This is a genomic window from Chromobacterium sp. (assembly GCF_041912965.1).
Taxonomy (GTDB): domain Bacteria; phylum Pseudomonadota; class Gammaproteobacteria; order Burkholderiales; family Chromobacteriaceae; genus Chromobacterium; species Chromobacterium aquaticum.
Window position 1 is genome coordinate 96,622 of the sequence record NZ_JAYSGF010000004.1, and the last position, 20,176, is coordinate 116,797.

A 20,176-nucleotide genomic window follows, 5' to 3' on the forward strand; every position below is an offset into this window, starting at 1 on the left:
CTAACCGTCCAGCCGACGGCGGAATTTAAGCGCGGTCAGCCCCAGCCAGAAGCCCGCGGACAGCAGCAGCCAGCCGGTGTTGAGCAGCAGCACCGGCCAGATGTCGCCAGCCTGGAACAGGGTTTGCAGCGCGCTGACGAAATAGCGCGCCGGCACCAGATAGGTGGCGGCCTGCACCGGCGGCGGCATGCTGTTGATCTCGAACACGAAGCCGGACAGCATGGTGGCCGGCAGGAAGGCGGCGGTGAGCGCGCCCTGGGCGGCGACGAACTGGTTGCGGGTGACGGTGGAGAGCAGCAAGCCCAGGCCCAGGGCACTGCCGAGGAACAGGCTGCTGACGATGAACAGCAGCCACCAGGAGCCGCGCAGCGGCACGCCCATCAGCAAGGTGGCCGCCAGCACGCAGATCAGCATCGCGGCCATGCCCAGCAGATAGTAGGGCAGGATTTTGGACAGCAGCAGTTCGGCGCGGGTCACCGGGGTGGACAGCAGCGCCTCCATGGTGCCGCGTTCCCATTCGCGCGCCACCACCAGCGAGGTGAGCAGCGCGCCGATGATGGTCATGATCACCGAGATGGAGCCAGGCACCAGATAGTTGCGGCTGACGGTGTCGGGGTTGAACCAGTAGCGCGGTTCCAGCCGCAGCTGGGCCGGCGGCGGCTGGCCGCGATCCTGCGCGCGCTGGGCCTGCCAGACCTGCCAGGCGCCTTGCAGGTAATTGGCCAGGAAGTTGGCGGTATTGGGTTCGGCGCCGTCGGTGAGCAGCTGCGCCGCGGCGGTGCCGCGGCCTTGGGCGGTCTTGGCGGAGAAGTCGGCGGGAATCACCACCATGCCGCGCACTTCGCCGGCGGCGAGCCGTGCGCGCATCTCGACGCGGGAGGATCCGGGATGGACTTCCAGATAGGGCGAGCCCGCCAGCGTGTCGGCGAAACGGCGGGCCTCGGCGCCGCTGTCTTCCAGCACCACGCCGATGCGCACTTTGTTGGCGTCCAGATTGATGCCGTAGCCGAAGATGAACAGCAGCACCATCGGCAGCACGAAGGCGATCAGGATGCTGCTGGGATCGCGCACGATCTGCATGGCTTCCTTGCGGCACAGCGCCAGCAGGCGCGCGGGTTTGACTGCGGTGCTCATGTGCTGGCTCCGGCGCGGTCGTCGGCCGCCACCAGGCGGATGAAGGCCTCTTCCATCGTGATGTCCTCGTCCTGCGTCGAGGCCTGGCGCTTGAGCTGGTCCGGCGTGCCGCTGGCGATCAAGCGGCCGCGATAGACCAGGCCGATGCGGTCGCAGTACTCGGCCTCGTCCATGAAGTGGGTGGTGACCATCACGGTGACGCCCTTGTCCACCAGGCCGTTGATGTGGCTCCAGAATTCACGGCGGGTGATGGGGTCGACGCCGGAGGTGGGTTCGTCGAGAAACAGCAGCGGCGGCCGGTGCATCAGCGCGCAGGCCAATGCCAGCCGTTGTTTGAAGCCCAGGGGCAGCGCGCCGGCGAGCATGTCCAGATAGGGCGCGAGCGCGAACACGCGGACCATTTCGGCGACGGTGTCGCGCCGCGACTGGCCGCTCAGACCGTAGATGCCGGAGAAGAAGTCCAGATTGTGGGCGACGCTGAGGTTGCCGTAGAGCGCGAATTTCTGCGCCATATAGCCCAGCTGCCGGCGCGCGCGGCTGGCGCTGCGCTTCAGGTCTATGCCCATCACGCTGGCCTCGCCGGCGCTGGGTCGCAGCAGGCCGCACAACATTTTGAAGGTGGTGGACTTGCCGGCGCCGTTGGGACCTAGCAGGCCGTAGATCTCGCCGCGGCGCACCTGGAAGTCGATATTGTCGGCGGCGATGAAATCGCCAAAGCGGCGGGTGAGCTGTTTGGCGCGGATCACCGCGTCCGGGTCCACGCCGGCCGGCAGTTGCGCCGGCTGCATCCGCTCGGCCAGTTCCGAATCGCCGCCGGGGCCGCCGCCCAGCAGTTCGATGAAAGCGTCCTCCAGCCGCGGCGGGACCACGATGAAGCGGGCGTCCGGCCCGGCCTGCAAGGCGCTCAGCTCTGGCGGCTGGCCGGCCTGACGCAGCACCAGACGCAGCGCCTGGCCCTGGATCACGCCGTCCAGCACTTGCGGTTGACGCAGCGCGCGCCGCAGCGCCTGGCGATGGTTGCCGGCAATGCCGCGCAGCTGCACGCTGCGGCCTTCCATGCGCCGGATCAGCTCGCCGGGCGTGCCGGCATAGGCGAGCTGGCCGGCGTTCATCAGCAGCACCTCGTCACAGCGCTCGGCTTCGTCCAGATAGGACGTGCTCCACAGCACGGTCATGCCGTCGGCGGCCAGTTCGCTCACCATCTTCCACAGTTCGCGCCGGGAAATCGGATCGACGCCGACGCTGGGTTCGTCCAGCAGCAAGATGCGAGGCTCGCCCAGCAGCGCGCAGGCCAGGCCCAGCTTCTGCTTCATGCCGCCGGACAGCTTGCCGGCTGGCCGCGCGGTGAAGCGGGCCAGGTCGGTGAAGGCCAGCAGGCGTTCGAAGCTGTGCCGGCGTCGCTCGCCGACGACGCCGCGCAGATCGGCGTACAGCTCCAGGTTTTCCAGCACCGTCAGGTCTTCGTACAGGCCGAATTGCTGCGGCATATAGCCGATCAGCGCGCGTAGCGCGTCGCCGTCGGCGATCGGGGCCAGCCCTTCGACGCGGACGGCGCCGTTGCTGGCTTGCAGCAGGCCGGCCAGAAGCCGCAGCAAGGTGGTCTTGCCGGCGCCGTCCGGCCCGGCCAGGCCGGTGATCGCGCCGCGGCGTATCGTCGCGTCTATGCCGGCCAGCGCCTCGTGCGCGTCGAAGCGCTGGCGCAGCCCGCGCAGGACGATGGCGTTCTGCGCGTCCATCTCAGCCGCCGTCCGCCAGCGTCACCGTCACCGGCATGCCCTGGCGCAGCGCGGCGTCCGGGTTTTGCACCACCACGCGCAGCCGGTAGACCAGGGCGGTGCGCAGATCCTGGGTTTCCACGTTCTTGGGAGTGAATTCGGCGCTGGGGGAGACGAAGCCGACCACGCCGTCGTAAGGCTGGGCGCGGCCGTCGCTACGGACCTTGACCTTGGTTCCGGGGGCCACCCGGCCCAGATCGGGCTCGGCGACATAGGCGCGCACCCACACCGGCCGAGTCAGCGACAGGGTGAACACCGCGCCGCCGGCGGACAGCATGCCGCCGGGTTCGACCGCGCGGGTGAGTATGACGCCGTCGGCCGGAGCCAGCAGCCGGGTGTCGCTCAGCTGCAGCTTGGCCTGGGCCAATTGCGCCGTTGCGCGCTCGGCGTTGGCGTCGGCCTCGGCGATCTCCTCCTTGCGGTAGCCGCGCTTGAGCGCCTGCCATTGCTGGCGCGCCGCCTCGGTCTGCGCCGCGGCCTGGTCGCGCTGCGCGCGGGCATCGTCCAGCGCGCGCTGGGCGGAGGCGCCGGTGTCGGCCAGTTGGCGCTGGCGCTGGTAGGTCTGCTCGGCGTTGAGTTGTGCGGCGCGGCGCGCGTCCAGATTGGCCTTCGCTTGCTCGATGTCTTCGCGGCGCGGGCCGGAGCGGTACAAGGCCTGCCGCGCTTGCGCGGCGGCCAGGGCGGCTTCGGCATCGCGCAAGGCGTTGCGGTAGGGCGCGGCGTCCAGCTCGCCCAGCACCGTGCCGGCGCGCACGCTGGCGCCCTCGTCCACGTTCAGGCTGCTCAAGCGACCGGCCACCCGGAAGGACAGGCTGACTTCGCGGATGTCGACATTGCCGGACAGGCTCAGGCGTTCCTGGCTCAATTGCCGCTGCCGCCAGGCGTAGCCGCCGCCGGTGAGCAGGGCGGCGATGAGCAGGCCGATGATTAGAGCTTGGCGCTTCATGGTTGTGACTCCATTGGACGCAGGCCGCGCAACGCCCATTGCAGCCGTTGTTCGGTGTGGCGTGGATCGATGGCGTAGGTATCGAAAGCTTGCTGGATCAGGCCGGGCAGCATGGGCTTGCCGGCGATGATGTGCTGCGTCAGCGCCGGCAGGCCAAGCGCCGACATCAGGAACAGCGCCTGGTGCAGCGGATCGCCGCGTTCCAGCTCTCCGGCCTGCTGCGCGTCGACAATGCTTTGCAGCAGCAGCTTGGGATGGCGCGGCGCCAACGTGGACAGGAAGCCCTGCGCGGCGGTTTCGCCGGCGGCGGCGTCCAGCAGCATGTGCGCGATGAAGCCGCCATGCTCGGAGATGAATTCCAGCAATTGACGCAGCATGGCTTGCAGCCGCGGCAGCGCCGCCGGCTGTTGCTGCTGTTGCCATTGCATCTGGCGCAGCAGCGGCGCGTACCAGCTTTCCAGCAGCTCGGCCAGGTAGCGTTCGCGGCTGCCGAAGTGGTAGACAAAACTGCCCGGATTGACGCCGGCGTGCAGGCACAGGCCGCGCACGGTGAGCGCGCGCAGACCGGTTTCCTTGGCGAGTTCCAGGCCGCAGTCCAGCAGTTGCTGGCGGGTGGCGTTGATCGGTTTGTTCATGAACTGGTTTTATACGAATGTATAAGCGTATGCAAGTAGTATTTGTACGCTTGTATAAATCAGGCGCAATTACACAAGTGCTTGTTTTTGCAATATCGCCGGCAAACGCCGCGTGGGCTCGGGCAAATTCACTGTGCGGCGGCATGTGCCGGAGGGAAATAATCGGCCATAATTGGAGCGCCGGCGTCAGCCGGCACCAAGAATCCCGCAGCCGCGCCAGGCTCCTTGAGCCGTGGCCGTGGCGAAAACAGCGATTCATCGCACCATCTCAAAGGGGACACATCATGTTGGCCATCATCGGCGGCAGCGGCCTGGCCCAGCTGCCCGTACTGGAAGTCACCCATCGTCAAGTTGTGCGCACCCCCTATGGCGACCCTTCTTGCGCGCTGACCTTCGGCCTGCTGAACGGGCAGAACGTGGTGTTCATCGCACGCCATGGCTATGGCCACTCGCTGGCGCCGCATGAGATCAATTACCGCGCCAATATCTGGGCCTTGCATGATCAGGGCGTCAAAGGCGTGATCGCCATCGGCACCGTGGGCGGCATCCGTCCCGACATGCCGCCGGGCCGCCTGGTGGTGCCGGACAACATCATCGACTACAGCTGGGGCCGCAAGCACACCTTCTTCGAGGGCTTGGACCGGCCAGTTGTGCACGCGGAATTTTCCTCGCCCTATGACGACGCACTGCGCCAGCGGCTGATCCGCGCGATGGCGGACAGCGGCCACAGCGGGGTGGTGGGCGGCGTTTATGCCTGCACTCAGGGCCCGCGGCTGGAAAGCGCCGCGGAAATATTGAAGTTGGAGCGGGATGGTGCCGATATAGTCGGCATGACCGGCATGCCGGAGGCGGCCTTGGCGCGGGAGATGAACCTGCCTTATGCGCATCTGTGCCTGGTCAGCAACTGGGCGGCCGGCAAGGGCGGCGCGGCGACGGTGGAGTTCGACGCCACCACCGGCGCGATGGGGGTGGAAATGTGTACTGGGGTGTTACAGGCGCTGTTGCAAACCGGGGCCTAGCATATCAAGACCTAATCCGGCCTGATTGGCTGCGAGCTTTATTTATTGAGGGGGTGTGTGTGCTTGTAATTCGGGATCGAGAGTCATGAGACAGTGTCCGGTGTGTGCCGAGGAGGGGGGGCGCTACGCGGTTGATGTTGGGAGCCATCAGGTAGTCAAGTGCGGCGCCTGCGGTTTGGAATATACCTTGCCGATCCCTACGGACCAGGAGTTGAGCGCGTTTTACGCGCAATACCAGGATATTAGAGCTCGGCAGGATGTTGTGATGCGCAATGCCGCACGCAATTTGTCGACATTGGGTGGGCTGGGCTGCGATGAGGCTTCCGAAATTCTGGATTTTGGCGCCGGGCACGGAGATTTTGTCCGCGTAGCCGGCGCCAGGTGCCAGGGGGTCGAATTGGGTTCGCCTGGTGCGGAGCGAGTCCATGGCTCCTTGCAGGCGTTCAGGCCGCAGCAGTTTGATTTTGTAACGCTGTGGGGGGTGCTGGAGCATCTGAATCATCCGCTGGAAATCCTGCGTGAATTGATGCCCTTGTTGAAGCCGAATGGTTATCTGGTGCTGACTACGGTGGACGCCGAAGGCTTGATCCCCTATTACTACAAGCCGGTCGAGCATTTGACTTATTGGACGAAACCATCGTTTCAAGCGCTATTCCGGCAATTGGGGCTGGAGATGTGTTGGCACAAGCCATACCGGATGGAGCAGGCGAAAGAAGTCTATGTGGATCGCCTGCTGAGCCGCACGCCTGAGGGCTACCGGGCGGCATTCGCCGCCGCTTTGCCCGCCTTGCCAGACTATGTTGAAGTGCCCACCAATGAAGTCCTGGTTGCGGCCAGGAAAGTTTGAGCGGACAGCCGCGCGTCTGGCGGCTATCCGCGGTAAGCTCACGTGCTGGCCGCGGACTTAGTTGAAGTTCAGACCCGCCTTGGTGGGATGGTCTGCAGCCAATACTTTTGCACGCGCTTTCTTGATTTCCTCTATCCCCATATCGTCGTAGCGGCTGTAAATCTCAATGAAGTCCTGTTTCATGCTTTGCCAGGCGCGTACGGTCCTGGAGTCGAATTCCTGACCATTGCCAAGACGACGTCTGACCTGGACGGTGATGTCGTTGAAGTGGGCGAAGGGGATTTTGCGCGACAGGCGAATCAGCAGATCCCAGTCTTCGTGCGACGGCAGGTCTTCATCGAAACCGCCGACTTCGTCGATGACCAGCAGCGGATGAGCCAGCGCGTTGATGGGGATGTAGTTGGAGATTTGCAGGCGGTTGAAGTCGAATTGCTTGCATGCCATCAGTGCGCGGCCTTGTTCCTCGCGCATACCGCATTGCACCTGTTCGGTGATGAAGTGGGCGTTGCCGAAAACCAATGCGCCAGGGTGGCGGCTGGCTTCATGGTGCAGACGTGCCAGGTGATGGCTGTACATGATGTCGTCGTCGTCCAGATAGACGACGTAATGGCCACGACACAGACGTAAGGCCAGATTGCGCGCGGCGGCTACGCCGCGGTTGGGTTGGCGCACATAAGTAACGTTGATGTCCTTGCCCAGCCATTCCAGCAGGCTTTCCTGTGGCAGGCCACCATCGTTGACCAGGATGACTTCGAAGTCCTTGAAGCTTTGCTCTGCAATACTTTGCAATGCGTTGACCGCCAGGTGTGGACGATCATAAGTGGTGAAAATGATGCTGAAAAACGGCTGCTCTGGATTGAGTTCAGTAGGGCCGACTTCGGGGAGCTGCGATTCGGTGAAATCGTGGGGGCCTTGTTGGGCGTGCTGGGACAGCACGCTTTCCACTTTCGACAACACCTCGTTGGCGCGGGCTTCCGCCAGTTCACGTCTATGTGCAAATTCCGGCAGCGCCTGGCTGTGAAAGTATTCGAACTTGGACTGGAACAGGCGGATGATATCGGCCAGATGGGGCAAGAGCCGGTCAAGGTTGGCTGTGGTGAAGTATCTTTCGAGCAGAAGCGCATGTTCGAACAACGCCAAGCCGGAGCGGCCGTATTTATCTCCGGACGAGGCCTGCTGCTGATGCACCCGGAAGATGGAGATGTTCTTGTTGACGAAGCCGATCTTGATGCCTTGCGCCGCTAGCTGCAGGCTTTTGTCCCAATCGGTAGCCCGGAAAAATGGCTCATCGTCGAAGGCCTGCAGGCTGGTGTCGAAAAAGTCGCTGTCCAGAACTATTTCGCGCCGGAACATGGAGGCGACGATATTGATATAGCAGTCGAATTTCAGCAGGTTGGGGAGCTCGTCCCGCTCTCCGAAGTAATCGTGGTCCAGCCAGCCCGGATGTTGCAGGGGGAAATGCTGGTTGTCTTCGTTGATCAGGGTATAGCGGCCATAGACGAAGCCGCACTCGGGGTGCTGGTCCAGCGCGTCTTTCAGGGTCTTGAGGCTATTGGGGGCCAGTAGATCGTCGGCGCCGACCAGCACGATGTAGTCGCCGCTGGTTTTCTTGACGGCTTGATTGATATTGAGCGTCGCGCCCAGATTTTTGTCGTTCAGGAAATACTTGACCCGCTTATCCTTGGCGGCGAATCCTTGGATGACTTCCGCGGTATTGTCGGTTGAGCAGTCGTCGCAGACGATGATTTCAAGGTCATCGATTCCTTGCCGCAATATGCTGTTGAGCGCATCCGGCAGGTATTTTGCGTAATTGTAGGCAGGGATGACGACGGAGATCATAAGACGGGCTACCCAGGGTATGTTGAAAAACGGGGCGTTTTCCAGCGCCCCGATTTGAAGATCGAATCAAATAAAATTGATGTGTTCGGGGGGATTCTTGAGATCCCACAAGAACTTGTTCACATAATCTTGTCGGCAGCCAATGGCGCAGTCTTTGTGTACGTCAACCGATTCGGTGACGTCCTTGTGCACCGCCCAGTAACGGTCTCCCATTACCATATCGTAGAACGATTGCTCATGCAGGTCACCGATGTAAAAACGTTCCTTGTTGAAGAAGGGGCCGCAGGGGTAGACCTTGCCGTTGCCGGAGATTTGCAGCAGGAAGGGCGTGCCGTGGCAGACGTCGTATTTGCGGAAGCCGTTCTTGTACAGGGCGGATTCAGAGGCGGCGTTGATTTTGTTCCATTTCGCCTGCACCACGTAGTCGGTGGTGGAATAGCCTTCCGCTTCCTTGAGCATATCGCCTATCGTCAGATATTCATCGTAGTTGATGCCGATTTCCTTGTACTCGGAGTCGGAGCAGTGCTTGATGACGAAGTAGTCAACACCGAGTTCGGCTCCTAGCTTGGCTTCGGGGATGACTTCGTCGAAGCACTCCGGGATCAGCACCATCTGCAAGCCCAGCGTGCACTTGTAGCCATATTCCTTCTTGATCTGCACCAGCGCGCGGATCTTCTCCACCAGCAGATCGAAGTTGGCTTCCTTGGACTGATGCACGCGGCGGAAGCCCTCGCGGGTGCCGGCGGACAGGTTGAAGCGGATCCAGCTCATGTTCTTGAGTAGGTCGTGAGCGCGGTCCATGTCCAGCAGCAAGCCGTTGGTGGCCATCGAGGTATCCACGCCCAGTTCGCCGGCCAGCACGGTGGCGTCGTACAGCGCCGGGTTGAGCGTGGGCTCGCCGTCGCCGATGAAGCCGATGGAGCGCACGCCAAGGCGACCGCAATCGCGGATATAGGACAGCAGCGCCTCGCGGCCTATCATGGTGCCCTTGGTCATGTTCTGCACCACCGCGTAGCAATAGATACAAGCGGTGTTGCAGAACTTGGTCAGGCCCATGTCGATATGGATGGGCGCGAAGCGCTCGCCGCGCTGCCAGGCCAGTACGCGGTCCAAGTGATGCATCATCTTATGGCCGTCGAAGCGGAAACGCTGCGGCGGGTTGCGGAAGCTGGGGCCGGTGAACTGGTTGGGCACATGCTCTTCGCCGTCGCCCTCAGACATGCGGATCACGCCAATCTGGTTGCCTTCGCTGTAAAACTGGATTTTCTGGCCGCTGCTCTTGTCCAGTTGGTAGCTGTCCAGCAGTGCTTCCGCGTCGGTCAGCGCCTTGCGATTGACGATGACATTGGAGGTGCGCAGCTTGTGGCCTGGGTTGCGGGCCAGCGGCGCTTCCTCCGGAATCATGGTGGTGGTCTTTTGACCGAAGCGGTTGACGCCTTCCTTGGGTTTGTTCTCGCTCATGGCAAGCTCCTTGCAGTCTTTCAGAATGGCCCGGTGAACCAGTCCCCCGGTACATCGTGGTGGGGACGGGCGGGGGGGAGGGCATCCAGGGGAAGGGTTGCCAATCCCAACATGTCGCCGACGGCTGTGATGATGTCGGCTGCTTCTGTGTAAAACGCCTTGCTCAAGCCATAGCTGGTGGGTTCCGGGCAGTCCGGCGCGCAAAGCCGGCGCGGCGGGCAGCGGAACGACGACCAATGGCTGATGCTGAGCCGGGCAATGATTTCCCCGGCGACCGAGCCGGTGGTGGCGCCGGTGTCCAGCACCAGCAAGCGGCCAGTCTTGGCCAGCGAACGCTCCAGCGCGGGCATGTCCAGTGGCTTGATGCTGCGCAAGTCGATCAGATCGCAGTGCACGCCTGCCTGGGCCAAGGCCTGGCAGGCGTGGCGCGCTTCCGCCACCAGATAGGACATGGCGACGATGGTGATGGCATCGCCTTCCATTACGGTCTTGGCTTTGCCGATGGGAACGCGGACATCGCCTTTGGGTACTTCGTCGGTGGCCGGATGCACCCAGCGGTGCTCCAGAAAGACCACAGGGTCGTCGTCGAAGATCGCCGACAACAGCAGGCCTTTCGCATCGGCGGCGCTGGCTGGCATCACCACTTTCAAGCCCGGCACATGGGCGAACCAGGCTTGCAGGTTTTGCGAATGGGTGGGGCCTTGGCCCCAGCCGCGCCCTAGGATCAGCCGCAGCGTGAAGGGCACCCGGTGCTGCGCGCCGAAGGTGTAGCGCCATTTGGCCGCGTTGTTGACCAGTTGATCCATGGCCAGCAGGAAGAAGTCCAGCCGCTGGTGACACATCACCGGCCGCAGTCCGCCCAGCGCCGCGCCGACGCCGATGCCGGTCATCGCGTTTTCCGAGGTGGGCATGTCGAACACCCGCTGCGGGCCGAACTGCTGTTGCAGGCCGGCGGTGGTGCCGAAGATGGTTTTGGGGTCGTCTACGCCCAGGCCATAGCAGATGACCGCCGGGTCTTGCTCCATGGCCAGGCGCAACGCCTGGTTGATGGCCTGGGCGGCGTTGATCGTGCTCATGCTCGCTCTCCCAGTGGCGTGGCGTAGATGTCGTCTTGCGCGCTGTCCGCGTCAGGAAACGGCGCGGCCTCGGCCTTGGCGAAGGCCGTATCTACGCGGGCGGCGATGCGCGCCTCGCAGGCGGCCAGCCATTCGCGGCTGACGTCGGCGCGCTCGATCTGGCGTGGAATCGGGTCGCGCTCCTTCCAGACCTGCAATTCGCCCTCCGGCCGGTAGTTCAGGTGGTCGTCGTCAAACGCGCCGCAATGCTCAAGCCAGCGATAGGTCGGCATCTCGATGAAACAAGGGCCGGCGCCGTTGCGGATTGTCACAATGGCTTCGCATGCCGCGGCGTAGACGGCCTCCGCGTCATTGCCGTCCACGGTGATGGCGCGCAGGCCGATGGCTTCGGCGAAGCCCGCCAACGAACGGCCGGCGGGCTGGCGTTTGGACAGCGGGCTGTAAACTGAGTAAAGGTTGTTCTCACAGGCAAACAGCACCGGCAGCTTGCGCACGACAGCGAAGTTGGCGCTTTCAAAGAACACGCCTTCTTCGGTTGCGCCGTCGCCTAGAAAGACGCAGCTGATCTGGCGCGAGCCTTGCTGCTGTTGTGCCAGCGCCATGCCGACGCCAATGGGTATGCTGTTGCCGACGATGGCGGTGCTGGCCAGGAAGCCGGCTTGCGGGTCGGACAAATGCATAGAGCCGCCACGACCGCCGCAGCATCCGCTGGCCTTGCCGTACAGCTCGGCGATCATCGCGTCGAGGTCGCCGCCCTTGGCCAGGTAGTGGGCGTGGGCACGGTGGGTGCTGACCGCCTGATCCTGACGTTCCAGCGCCAGGCCGATGCCGGCTGCAGCGGCCTCCTGGCCTATGGACAGGTGAACCGGGCAGCGCATCCGTTGTTCCGGATAGCGGCGGGCAATGGCCTCTTCCGTGCGCCGGATCAGCAGCATGTTTTCCAATAATGCGTGAGCGGAGTTCATGGCGGCGCTCAGATGAAGTTGATGTGCGGCACCGACTGGTTCACCAGGCGGTCCAGATAGCGGTTGATTTCATCCATCCGGCAGTTGCGGCGGCAATCCTTGATGTCCAAGTGATTGCGGATGAAATGGAAGCTTTCCTTGCGGCGTTCACCCTCCCAGATTTCCTGGAAGCCGGCCTGGTTCAGGTTGCCGTATTCGAAGCGCTTGTCCAGCAAATAGGCGCTGCAGCCGTAGACGCTGCCGTCGGCCATCACATAGCCCCAGACAAAGGGGGTGGCATGACACTTCTGATAACGGGCTTCAGGCTTTTCCAGGTACTTCTGCATGGTGTGGCTGCGGAAGATCAACTGGAAATCGGGGCTGTTGAACGCCGCCAGTTCCTCTTCCATCGCCAGATAGGGATGGTAGTTGATGTCTTCGTACTGATGGGTCTCGCTGTACAGGTGCTGGGAGTAGGGCTTGATCACTAGGTAGTCGGCGCCGATTTCGTCGCGGCAGATGCGCGCCAGCTCCGGCATGTCCGCGGCGTTTTCCGGCAGCAGCACCGCTTGCACGCCTATGGTGCAGGCAATATTGTGCTGGCGCTTATAGGCGGCGGCGTATTTCAGATTGTCCACCACGCGCTGGAAGTCGCGCTCCCGGGTCTGATGCACTGCGGCGTAGGAGGCGGCGGTACCGGCGTTCAGCGAAACCTTGATCCAGGAGGTTTTGTCCAGTGAGCGTTCGACAAACTCGGTGTTCAGCAGCACGCCATTGGTGGTGAAGGACACATCGATGCCGGAGGCCTTGGTCAAGGCGACGATCTCGTTGATCTTCTTGTGCAGCAGCGGCTCGCCTTCGCCGGCGTACATGATGCTTTTCACGCCGAGCCGCCCCATTTCCGGCAGCCTTTGTTCCAGCATCGCGTAATCCAGCATCACCGACTTATAGCCGATGTAGTCCACCGCGCAGAAAGTGCAGCGATGGTTGCAGGCGCCTACCGGCGACAACTCCAGATAGATCGGGTAGATGTGTTTGGCTTTTTCCCAGTCGTCGCCGGATTCGATCAAGTCGGCGACGCGGCGCGGGTGGTAGACCAACTTGTGGCTGTCGATCAGAAAGGTGTCCATGAGCGTTGCTCCTTCACTTCAACAGCGTGGTCGCATACTTGGCGAACAGGACCGGGTCGATCGGCTCGCGGTTGCAGACGATTTGCACATCCAATGCCGCGGCGATGCTGCCGGCCAGCACAGCCATTTCGGACGAAGCGCCCGAGGCCATGCACAGGCCGGCCAGCGACAGGAAGGCGTCGCCAGCTCCGATGCGGTCCACCACATGGGAGGACAAGGCCGGAATGGGTACGGCACGGTCCTGATCCACGATCAGCGCGCCCTTGGCGCCGCGGGTGATGGCCATTGCCCGAGCGTCCAGCTGGGCGCGCAGGTCGGCGGCGACTTCTTCCAGCGGGGACTGGCGGTCATGGGTGGCCAGCCGCGCTTCCGGCTCGTTCAGGCACAGGAAGTCCGCCTTCGGATAACGGGTGATGATGTGGTAGCCGCGGTTGCCGCCGTTGATTTGGGTATTGATCGCGAGGAAGGCAGCGTGCTGGGAGATGCTGTGCGCCATCTTGCGGCTAATCAGGCCGTTGCCGAAGTCGGGCACGATTACGGCGTCGAAGGCGCCGGCGTGCAGGGCGATCCAGTCGCAGAAGGATTGCTCCAGCGCGTCGTCCTCCTGTTCTTCGCCGCCAAAGTAAATCTCGAACAGACGCTGCAGCTCCTGATCGACGAAACGGCGTTTGATCAGTGTCGGGGCGGTTTTGAAGAAGCGGTGCTCTAGTTGGACATTGGCCTTTAATTTACTGCTGACGTATTCCAGCGAGTCGTCGTGCTGGCCCAGCGCGGTCAGCAAAGTGACGTTGGCGGCGAAGCCGGCGATGTGGTTGGCTACCGCGATGGCGCCACCGGCGAAGCGTTCCTCGCTTTGATAGCGCACCGCCAGCGAGGTGCCCTTACCGGTTTGGCCCAGCGTATGGACGTAATGGTATTCGTCGATGATGGCGTCGCCAATGACCAGCACCTTCATCTTCGCCAACGCGCGGACATGAGCGAGGAAATCCTCCAGTGGGCAGCTTTTCTTGAAGCTTTCCAGAAACAGGCGGGTATCCTGCGGCAGAACGTCGAAATGATCGTTCAGCAACTTGGTGGAGCTGAAGGTGATCTCATCGGTGAAATACACTTCGCCGCCGTGCTGGCGCACCGCCGCTGCCTCGCGCGCGATGTTGCCGCTGGGGTCCTGGCTGGCATCGGCGTAATCGCTGCCTTTGACATAGAGGTGGGGTTGGATGTGGTCGATGGCGTTGATCGCGGTTTCGGCGTCGCTGATTGCCAGATAGTCGACACAGGCGAGCGCAGCCAGGTTTTCGGCACGTAATAGCTCAGTGAATACGGGACGCCCCGGCCCCTTGCGCACGAAGGCGTCAGAAGTGACGGTGACCACCAGCATGTCGCCCAGAGAGCGAGCGTGCTGCAGATGTTTGATATGTCCTGCGTGCATCAGGTCGAAAGTGCCATGGCAATGGATCACTTTGCGGCCTGCCTTCCTGGCTTGTTGCGTCAGTTTGCCCAGCGCGTCCAGGGGTTTGATTTTTTCCATGCTCATGCTATTTCCCTGCTAACGCGTCCGACAGATAGTGAAGAATCAACTGATGTCCGACTTCAACCTCGCCGTAATCGTCCGATGGCAGCCAGATATTGACATGGCCGGCGCCGCGCAAAGGATTGTCCGGTGCAAAGCCGGACAGGGTGATGACCTCGGCCGAACGGGTGCTGGCGGTTTCAATCGCAGCCAGAATATTGGCTGAGCGGCCGGAACTGCTAACGGCGATCAGAATATCACCGCTTCTGAGGTAGCGTTCCAGCAATTCGGCGTAGGCGCGCGCATAGCCGTAGTCGTTGCTCATGCAAGTCATCAGCGCCGGTTCGTGCAGCACATGGGCGCGCAGCCGCGCCTTGTTGACCAGGTCGTTTTGCACATGGGCGACCAGCGCGGCGCTGCCGCCGTTGCCTATCAGGTAAACCGCACGGTCCTCTGCTCCGGCCCGGCGCAGCAGTGCTAGCGCATGGCGCAGCCCCGGCTCGGCGGCCAACTCCTGTCCCGCCGCAGTGACGCGCAGGCTGGATAGCACTTGTTGGAAACGGGCAAGCGCCGCTGCGAAGCTATCGGTGATCATGATGCCTGCCCCAGATGAGTGAACCAGCTGCGGGTGGCGGTATCGATGCTGTTTGGGGTCCACACCGGTGCATCAGCCCAGTCCTGGATGCAAGAACGCATGATGGCCACGCCCTGTTCGAAACTGACCTTAGGGCGCCAGTTCAAGCGCTCGCGGATGAGGCGGGTGTCTGCGAAGGTGCAGTCAGGCTCCCCGGGGCGCTTGGGAATGTAAGTTCGTTCACCACCCAACAGTTCAACCAGATAGTTGACGCTGTAGTGGTTGCCGCTGCCCACATTCAGCGCTTCGCCGCTGAGCGCAGAGGCCGCGGCGGTGACGAAGGCATTGGCGACATCGGTGACGAAAGTGAAGTCGCGGGTTTGGCTGCCGTCGCCGACTATGGTCAGCGGCAGGCCTTTGAGCTTTTGAGCCAGGAAGACGCCGAATACCGCGCCGTAAGCGCCATTGGTGCGAGAGCGCGGGCCGTAGACATTGAACAGGCGCAGCGACAGCGTGGGCAATTGGTAGACGCGAGCCCAGTGCAGCACCAGTTCTTCGCCCATCGCCTTGGTCAGCGCATACGGATACTCTGGCTTGATCGGCGTGTCTTCGGGTGTCGGATAAATGTCGGGAATGCCATAGCTGGATGAGGAAGCGGCGTACACCAGCTTTTTGACGCCATGTTGTTTGGCCGCTTGCAGCACGTTCAGCGTGCCGCTGACGTTGACGTCGAAGTAGTCTTCCGGCTGTTCGATGGAAGGTACGATGTCGGAGCGCCCGGCCAGGTGGATGACCCAGTCGACGCCGGCGAAATACGGCTTTATGGTTTCGCGCTCGCGAATGTCGGCGCGCACGAAACGGAAATGGGGATGCGAGGCAAAAGCAGATAAATTGCGTTCGTTGCCGGTGGACAGGTCATCCAGCGCAATGACCTGATGGCCTTCATTCAATAGCAGATCGCAGACATGGCTGCCGATGAAGCCGGCGGCTCCAGTTACCAAGACTTGCATGGAGGATTCCTTGTGATGCCAATGTGTGCGGGCTAGCATTTTATCGTCTGGTATACGCTTAACTTGAGTGGCCGTAGGCTATAGAAAGGGGGACATTGCCGCAAGGCTACTAATGGCCTTTAGCCCGGGGAGCCTGGCCGGAAGCGTTAAAGGGAGGTCGATATGGTGGCAATGCCTTGCTGCTTGCGGCATGATCCGGGCGAAGGAAAATAAGTAAATAGTCGCCATGCTCTTGCCGTTGGCTGAGGGAAGGCGACAGAATTCGATTGCCGGGCACTCTATCCGTTGTCATTCCATGTTTAAAGAAAAGAGATTAGAAAATGAGTGAAAACAAGCTGCAGCATCGTCTTCTAGACATCATAGGCAAGAAACCGAGGATAGGCGTGCTGACGCGGGATGGCCTGGATGCCGCCTGCTTTCGCCTTCGCCTTGGCGATATGCTGAATATGCTGGCGCCTGTTTTCGATACTTGCTTCTACAGCAATTCGGCGCAATTGATGCCGAATGGCGAATTTCCGTATGAGTCCGAACAGGCCTACGTGGACGCGATGGACGCTTTTGTCGTGCAGCGGGCTTTCCCCTCCAAGGGATGGAAGCCCTTGCTGCAAATGATCATCGACTCGGGCAAGCCTATCATTTACGAAGTGGATGACTGGCTGATCGGCATGCCGGAAAGCCACCCGATGCACGATATGTTTCATGAGCTGTTCCCGGTCATTGAATGGCTGATGCCGTTTTGCGCACTCATCATCACCACGACGGATACTCTGGCCGAGAAGCTGAGGCGTTACAACGCCAATGTCTCCGTGGTGCCCAACTGCGTGGCTTCCGCGCGGCTGGTGGAGCCGCTGGTCGATCTGGACGATGAACATGTGCTGACCATAGGCTTTGCCGGTACCGAAACGCATAAGAAGGACATGGAGGTGCTGTCGGCGGCCTTGTATCGCATCTACCAGGATTACGCTGGCCAGGTCCGCTTCGTGTTCTGGGGTGATGTGCCCCAATCCTTGCTCGGTTTGAAAGGCGTGCGCCGGGTTTCGAGCTTTTTGCCCTATCAGCAATACCTGACCGAACTGGCCGAACTGCGTTTGGATATTGCGCTGGCTCCATTGAAAGCGTCCGAATTCAATAATGGCAAGTCCGATCTGAAGTGGCTCGAATACTCGCTGGTGGGAGCCGCGTCGGTGGTGTCGGATGTGCCGCCCTATGCCTGGTTGAAGGGAACCGGCCTTGCTCTGTTGACTGACAATAGCGAGGATGGCTGGTTTGACGCCATCGCTGGGCTGATCGACAACCCGGACTTGCGCAAACGCCAAGCCAGGATGGCTAGGGAGTACGCACTGAACAATCGGCTGCTGGAGCAGGTCATGCCGGGGGTCTTCTCCCTGTGGAACAGCGTGCTGCCACCCTTGCTGCGCAAACCGATGCCAGAGGCCTGGGGCGAGGTCGCGATGAAGCCTTTGACCGGCGGCGATGCGGCTGAGGCGCGGAAGTATCAATTGTGGTGGCGCAACCATAATTTCCGCGAGATCCATGCGGAGCAGTTGGCAGAGCGCATGATGAAAGAATGGTCATTGCGTCCCAAATTCAATCTGCTGTGCCTGGCTCCGCAGACGGAACTGGTACGCTTGGCGGCGAGCTTTCAGGGCATGGAGAGCCAGTTGTACCCGCATTGGCGTTTGATCGTGCTGTCGGATGCGCCAGTGCCTGATCCGGTATTTGACAGTAGTGATCAACTGGGGTGGTTGCAGTTGGACAGCCTGGAGGATTATGAGACCGTGGCGGCGGCCGTGAATGGAGTCGTTGCCGATGTTCCCGCTGATTGGACTCTGTTGCTGCCAGCGGGCTTCCATTTGCAGCCACAGGCTTTGCTGCGATTGGGCGAGGCGATCGATGCCCATCCGGAGTGGCTGGCTATCTATACCGATCACGATGTGATCTCACCGATGCGTGAGCGTTTCCTGCCGTCCTTCTTGCCGGATTTTTCACCGGATTACCTGCGCTCCATGGACTACGTCGGCAGCGCGGTCGCTTTCTCTTCCGCGGCCTTGGCCAAGATCGGCGGCTTCCAGGCCTTCCCCAATGCCTATCATTATGACGTGTTGCTGCGGCTGCTCGCCTTGGAGGGCGCGCGGAGCATTGGTCACCTGGATGATGTGTTGATTTCCCTGCCTTGGAGCAGTCGCGATATCGAGCCTTTGGGCCAGGCGGCAAGGCTGGTCGCCTTGCAGAACCACGCCGCAGGGCTGATTCCGGAGGCGGAGGTCAGCGAGGGGATGGCTCCAGGCACTTTCCATTTCAATTACCGAGTGGCGGGACAGCCGCTGGTGTCGGTCATCGTGCCGACTCGCGACAAGCTGGAGTATTTGGAGCCATGTGTTGACAGCCTGTTCGAAAAGACCGGCTATCCCCATTTCGAACTGCTGATCGTAGATAATCGCTCCGAGCAGCCCGAAACGGAAGAGTACTACCAACTACTGCAGCAACGTTTCCCCGGGCGGGTGAAAGTGCTGCGCTACGATGCTCCCTTCAATTTCTCGGCCCAGTGCAATCTGGCCGCTCAGCATGCCGCGGGCGAGTTTCTGCTGTTGCTGAACAATGATACCGAGATTATTTTTGCCAGCTGGCTGGAGCGCATGGTGGCGACGGCCCAGCAGCCTGGAGTCGGAGCGGTGGGCGCGCGCCTGATCTATCCCGAAATCGGCAAGATCCAACATGCGGGCATTGTGCTGGGCCTGCCTGGACGAATGTACGCGATTGCCGATCACGTGTTCGAAGGCCAGGATCTGACTGAACCTGGTTATCTCAACCGGGTGGTGACCATGCAGAACTATTCCGCGGTCACCGGGGCCTGCCTGCTGCTGAGCAAGGAGGTCTATCTCCAGCTTGGCGGCATGGACGAGGAAGATTTCAAAGTATGTTTTAACGATGTGGATTTGTGTCTGAAGGCGCAGGCTGCCGGCCTGCGCAATGTCTACAATCCCTTTGTGACCTTATATCACCACCATGCCAAGAGCATTGGTAGGGCAACCGTGGACCCTATCGTGGCACTGGAGGCGGCGGTTAGGGAGCGAAACGAACTGAAGGCCGCATTGCGGCGTTGGCTGCCTAGCGCGGCCACGGATCCGGGATTTAACCGCCACTTGTCTTTAAGCGGCCGAAAGATGGAGCTTGAAACACACAAGGTGGTGTCCTGGGATACGCAAGTGCTTGGTCGCAAGCGAGTATTGGGCTTGCCGGTGCCGGGGGGGAGCGGTGAATACCGTCTAAGCCAGCCCTTGTCCGTGTTGCAAGAGCAAGGCAAGCTGGATGGCGAAATCCATCAACCGTCGCATGGATTGCTATCGTTGGTCGAAATGGCGCGGCATGCGCCGGATACCTTTTTGTTGCATACCGGCATCAATGATGCGATTCAGGATGCCTTGGGTGCTTATCGGGAGTTCATGCCGGAAATACGGGTGGTGTTCGGCATCGATGATCTGATTGGAGGCACGCCGGAAAAGAGCAATCTGTACGACCACTGGAAGCGTTTGTACCCGGATGCCAAACAACGCTTACGCAAGGTTCTGCGCCTATGCGATGCCCTGGTGGTGTCGACCGAGCCGCTGGAACAGTTTACCCGCGACATGATAGATCAGCGCATTGTGATCCCTAACCGTCTGCGCAAGAGCATATGGGGTGATTTGCGTGCTCAGCGCCGGGTCGGTCGCAAACCAAGAGTAGGTTGGGTAGGCGCCTCCCAGCATCGCGGTGATCTGGAGTTGTTGTTTGAAGTGATCAAGCAGACCGCAGATGAAGTGGATTGGGTGTTCATGGGCATGTGCCTGCCGCAATTCCGCCCCTATGTTGCCGAGGTCCACCATTCGGTGCCATTCGCCGAGTATCCGGAAGCCGTGGCCAAGCTGGATCTGGACCTGGCGGTTGCGCCGCTGGAGATTCATGCCTTCAATGAGGCCAAAAGCAATTTGCGCCTGCTGGAATATGGCGCGATGGCGTGGCCGGTGGTATGCACGGATATCTTCCCCTACCAGACCAATGACGCGCCGGTATGTCGGGTGCCGAATGAAGTGGGGGTTTGGGTAGAGGCGATCCGCAGTCGCGTTCATGATCTGGATGCCGCTGAGCGCGAGGGCGATCAACTGCGCGCCTGGGTGGAGCGTCATTACTGGCTGGAGGACCATCATGACGATTGGTTCCGGGTTCTGAGCGGCTAAGGCTGCTGGAGCCGCCAGATGCTTGCGGTTCAGCGCAGGGCTCCTGCGCTGGCCAACTGAATCAT

At 61.4% G+C, this 20,176-nt stretch carries 15 protein-coding genes; 3 read left to right on the plus strand and 12 right to left on the minus strand.

Annotated elements, in window-relative coordinates:
- The 4 genes from ACE3QM_RS03335 to ACE3QM_RS03350 are packed head-to-tail and all read right to left on the minus strand — an operon-like array spanning position 1 to position 4,490.
- Complete coding sequence (locus ACE3QM_RS03335) at positions 1–1,134, minus strand: ABC transporter permease (protein WP_374420225.1); 1,134 nt, start codon at positions 1,132–1,134, stop codon at positions 1–3.
- Entirely contained in the window at positions 1,131–2,870 is a 1,740-nt protein-coding gene (locus tag ACE3QM_RS03340; RefSeq protein WP_374420228.1) for an ATP-binding cassette domain-containing protein, read from the minus strand. Before ACE3QM_RS03340 ends, ACE3QM_RS03335 begins: the two co-directional genes overlap by 4 nt.
- Position 2,871: 1 nt before the next feature.
- Positions 2,872–3,855 (minus strand): secretion protein HlyD, encoded by a 984-nt coding sequence (gene hlyD / locus ACE3QM_RS03345; protein ID WP_374420229.1) that lies wholly within the window; start codon positions 3,853–3,855, stop codon positions 2,872–2,874.
- Entirely contained in the window at positions 3,852–4,490 is a 639-nt protein-coding gene (locus ACE3QM_RS03350) for a TetR/AcrR family transcriptional regulator (protein ID WP_374420231.1), read from the minus strand. The genes hlyD and ACE3QM_RS03350 overlap by 4 nt, the downstream gene beginning before the upstream one ends.
- Positions 4,491–4,774: 284 nt before the next feature.
- On the opposite strand from ACE3QM_RS03350, the gene ACE3QM_RS03355 reads away from it, so the two are divergent.
- Complete coding sequence (locus ACE3QM_RS03355) at positions 4,775–5,509, plus strand: S-methyl-5'-thioinosine phosphorylase (protein ID WP_048408866.1); 735 nt, start codon at positions 4,775–4,777, stop codon at positions 5,507–5,509.
- Between the two features lie 265 nt (positions 5,510–5,774).
- Positions 5,775–6,356: a class I SAM-dependent methyltransferase gene (locus ACE3QM_RS03360; RefSeq protein WP_374420234.1), complete on the plus strand. Its 582-nt coding sequence runs from the start codon at positions 5,775–5,777 to the stop codon at positions 6,354–6,356.
- A 57-nt stretch (positions 6,357–6,413) separates the two neighbouring features.
- Here ACE3QM_RS03360 and ACE3QM_RS03365 read toward each other — a convergent pair whose 3' ends face one another.
- The 8 genes from ACE3QM_RS03365 to ACE3QM_RS03400 form a co-directional block, all read right to left on the minus strand.
- Positions 6,414–8,195 carry a glycosyltransferase gene (locus ACE3QM_RS03365; protein WP_048408864.1) on the minus strand — a complete coding sequence of 594 codons (1,782 nt, stop codon included), beginning with the start codon at positions 8,193–8,195 and terminating at the stop codon, positions 6,414–6,416.
- Positions 8,196–8,261: 66 nt separating this feature from the next.
- Positions 8,262–9,656, minus strand: coding sequence for a radical SAM protein (locus ACE3QM_RS03370; protein ID WP_374420237.1), 1,395 nt, complete (start codon positions 9,654–9,656; stop codon positions 8,262–8,264).
- Between the two features lie 20 nt (positions 9,657–9,676).
- Positions 9,677–10,732: an alpha-ketoacid dehydrogenase subunit beta gene (locus tag ACE3QM_RS03375; RefSeq protein WP_048408863.1), complete on the minus strand. Its 1,056-nt coding sequence runs from the start codon at positions 10,730–10,732 to the stop codon at positions 9,677–9,679.
- Entirely contained in the window at positions 10,729–11,697 is a 969-nt protein-coding gene (locus ACE3QM_RS03380; RefSeq protein WP_374420241.1) for a thiamine pyrophosphate-dependent dehydrogenase E1 component subunit alpha, read from the minus strand. Before ACE3QM_RS03380 ends, ACE3QM_RS03375 begins: the two co-directional genes overlap by 4 nt.
- Before the next feature lie 8 nt (positions 11,698–11,705).
- On the minus strand, positions 11,706–12,806 hold the full coding sequence (locus ACE3QM_RS03385; RefSeq protein ID WP_048408861.1) for a radical SAM protein: 1,101 nt from the start codon (positions 12,804–12,806) through the stop codon (positions 11,706–11,708).
- A 13-nt stretch (positions 12,807–12,819) separates the two neighbouring features.
- A complete protein-coding gene (locus ACE3QM_RS03390) occupies positions 12,820–14,337 on the minus strand; it encodes a PfkB family carbohydrate kinase (RefSeq protein ID WP_374420246.1) in 1,518 nt (505 codons plus the stop codon).
- 1 nt (position 14,338) lies between these two features.
- Complete coding sequence (locus ACE3QM_RS03395) at positions 14,339–14,908, minus strand: SIS domain-containing protein (RefSeq protein WP_374420250.1); 570 nt, start codon at positions 14,906–14,908, stop codon at positions 14,339–14,341.
- Entirely contained in the window at positions 14,905–15,897 is a 993-nt protein-coding gene (locus ACE3QM_RS03400; RefSeq protein ID WP_048408858.1) for an SDR family oxidoreductase, read from the minus strand. Before ACE3QM_RS03400 ends, ACE3QM_RS03395 begins: the two co-directional genes overlap by 4 nt.
- A 320-nt stretch (positions 15,898–16,217) precedes the next feature.
- Between ACE3QM_RS03400 and ACE3QM_RS03405 the strand changes: the two genes are divergently transcribed.
- On the plus strand, positions 16,218–20,111 hold the full coding sequence (locus ACE3QM_RS03405) for a glycosyltransferase (RefSeq protein ID WP_374420255.1): 3,894 nt from the start codon (positions 16,218–16,220) through the stop codon (positions 20,109–20,111).
- The last annotated feature ends 65 nt before the right edge of the window (positions 20,112–20,176 follow it).